The organism is Bacteroidota bacterium (assembly GCA_039111535.1).
GTDB lineage: Bacteria > Bacteroidota > Rhodothermia > Rhodothermales > JAHQVL01 > JBCCIM01.
Genome location: JBCCIM010000348.1, coordinates 1 through 2199, shown reverse-complemented (window position 1 = coordinate 2199; position 2199 = coordinate 1). Strand labels below are relative to the sequence as shown.

Sequence of the window (2199 nt, the reverse complement as noted above, 5' to 3'; positions counted from 1 at the left end):
CCCAAAAGAACTAGCCTTCACAGACTCTTTAACACTCGTTTCTGAAGAGGCTTCCTACTTTGCCTTGGACTTATCTCCAAGTCAAAAAACCATGTTAGACAGTTTTTTTGATGTAGACGACAACAAAAAGCATTTCGCGATAAAATACTCAACAATCTGCTCACAAGACGATGCGATACCTGCCTGGATTGGAGAAATAAAATCTTATTTCTTAAGTTAGTATCGTATTCTTCTATTCAATTTTCAGTAAGCTACCAGCCACCGGATGCGCCCCCACCCCCGAACGAACCGCCTCCGCCACTAAAGCTACTGCCCCCGCCAGAATACCCGCCACCGCTGCTGCTAAACGTTCCGCCTACGTTAAAGCTGAAACCTCCCATTTGTACAGGTACCGCCTTTCCTGTTTTCTTGGCCTCTTCCATTGCATCGCGTACCGCCTCCCATTTCGGCGAGTTACGAATTTGCCACTGTAACCACAGGAATCCCAGCAGAATCAAAACTGTGATGACGATACCACCATACGGCGGCGCCAAAATGGTCCCGCCGGCAGCAAAGAACGGTATAAAAAACAGCATCATAAACCAACGCATGCACCCCGGCGCAAAGGAGGTCATGAAGAGCATAAATGCCGGCATGCCGACGAACATAACACCAAAGATAATCCGAACAAACCACGGAGCGTTTTCAATGTCATTGCTCGACGACTCAGGCGGCGCATAGGTCCCCTGGATCGTACCCACAATGGACCGCACGCCGTTCAGTGTGCCGCCATCGAAATCACCATTTCGAAAAGCCGGCGTCATCTCGTAGTCTATAATCCGCTGCGCCAGCACATCAGGCAGGTCCCCTTCAAGTCCATACCCTACTTCAATTCGAATTTTGCGATCGTTGTAAGCAATTAACAACAACACCCCGTTGTTGCGCTCCGCACTTCCCAATGCCCATGTGCGAGCAACATCCAGGCTATACGACTCCAGATTACCTCCCTCAAGTGACGGAATGGTGAGCACAGCAATCTGATTAGAGGTGGAATCTTCGTGTTGGGCAAGCAGGGTTGTTATTGTACGCTCCGTCTCTTCACTCAGGATGCTTGCCCGATCAACTACGCGCCCGGTCAGTGTGGGAATAGCCGGCTGGGCTGCTACTGGTGCAACCGTCTCGATGCCATACCAAACCCCAAGGAGCATCAGGGTGGCCAGTACGCGCCAGGAGCGCAGCGTGCATTTACTCGTCATCCGAAAAGCGTACTTCATTGGATAGTTCGTCAGAATCGTCAGGCTGGATTTCTACGCCGCGCCGCTCAAGCAACTCTCCACATATCTCTATCGCATCAATCAATCCCTTAGCGATTCGTTGCTGTTTGATTCCGTTCCGAATTTTGACGACCACTTCCGTCCAGTCTTCAGCTGAAACACGCCGATTAATGCCTTCATCACCCAGCACTTCAATCCGGTGCTCCAACAGCGAGATAAACAGCAGAATACCTGTGCGGTCTCGCGTGTTGAACACTTCCTCTTCCACAAAAGCGCGCATGGCCCGGTGGTGTACCGTGCGGGCGAGCAGATTCTGGCCGGCAAGTGCCCGTTTAATCGGCCCGACATATCCGCCAAGCAGGGCACCCAGTGTGCCGGCAGCCAGCACAAGCGATGCGATGCCCAGCCCGGAATAGAGCCAGCCAAATCCCCAACCATCATAAAACCGATAGGTTATACCCACAACCAGAATGGCAAAAATGGCAAGAATGGAAGCCCCCCGCCACAGTGTAACATCATATCGGTCGCTTCGCTCAACGATGTAAGGGACAATTTCGCCTGATGTACGCTCTTCAGCGCCACTCACCGCGTCTTTAATCTGGTCCAATTCAGCCTTGGTAAATAAATCCTTCATTGCGATCGGATAAAAAGGGGTTTACAAAACCAGAACACCCCATAGTAGGAATTTAGAACGAACACAACAGCCCCCATACCCGAAAACCATCCAAATTCACAAATAAACTAAGGTTGAAGGTGAAGGTTGAAGGAATTTAAACTTCGACATTCAAAATTCCTTGTTCAGTGTCAGGGGTGTTCAGAAAAATTTATTTATCCAATGTGCGGGGATACCATAAAGTACATTGCGCTCAATAGATGTGTCTCCGGGGCCTTTTGTCCGTGCTAAATCACAAGAGCTAGACGCATCTCTACATTAAAGCTCATCTCT

3 protein-coding genes are annotated in these 2199 nt (G+C 49.9%); 1 reads left to right on the top strand and 2 read right to left on the bottom strand.

The annotated features are described in order from the left end of the window. A partial coding sequence (locus AAF564_26705) for an ATP-binding protein (protein MEM8489163.1) occupies positions 1–220 on the top strand: 220 nt, incomplete at its 5' end. A gap of 31 nt (positions 221–251) precedes the next feature. On the opposite strand, the gene AAF564_26700 is transcribed toward AAF564_26705, so the two are convergent. Together AAF564_26700 and AAF564_26695 are read right to left on the bottom strand one after the other, a co-directional pair. Beyond that, complete coding sequence (locus tag AAF564_26700) at positions 252–1253, bottom strand: TPM domain-containing protein (GenBank protein ID MEM8489162.1); 1002 nt, start codon at positions 1251–1253, stop codon at positions 252–254. Further along, a complete protein-coding gene (locus tag AAF564_26695; protein MEM8489161.1) occupies positions 1225–1887 on the bottom strand; it encodes a hypothetical protein in 663 nt (220 codons plus the stop codon). Before AAF564_26695 ends, AAF564_26700 begins: the two co-directional genes overlap by 29 nt. Positions 1888–2199: the final 312 nt, after the last annotated feature.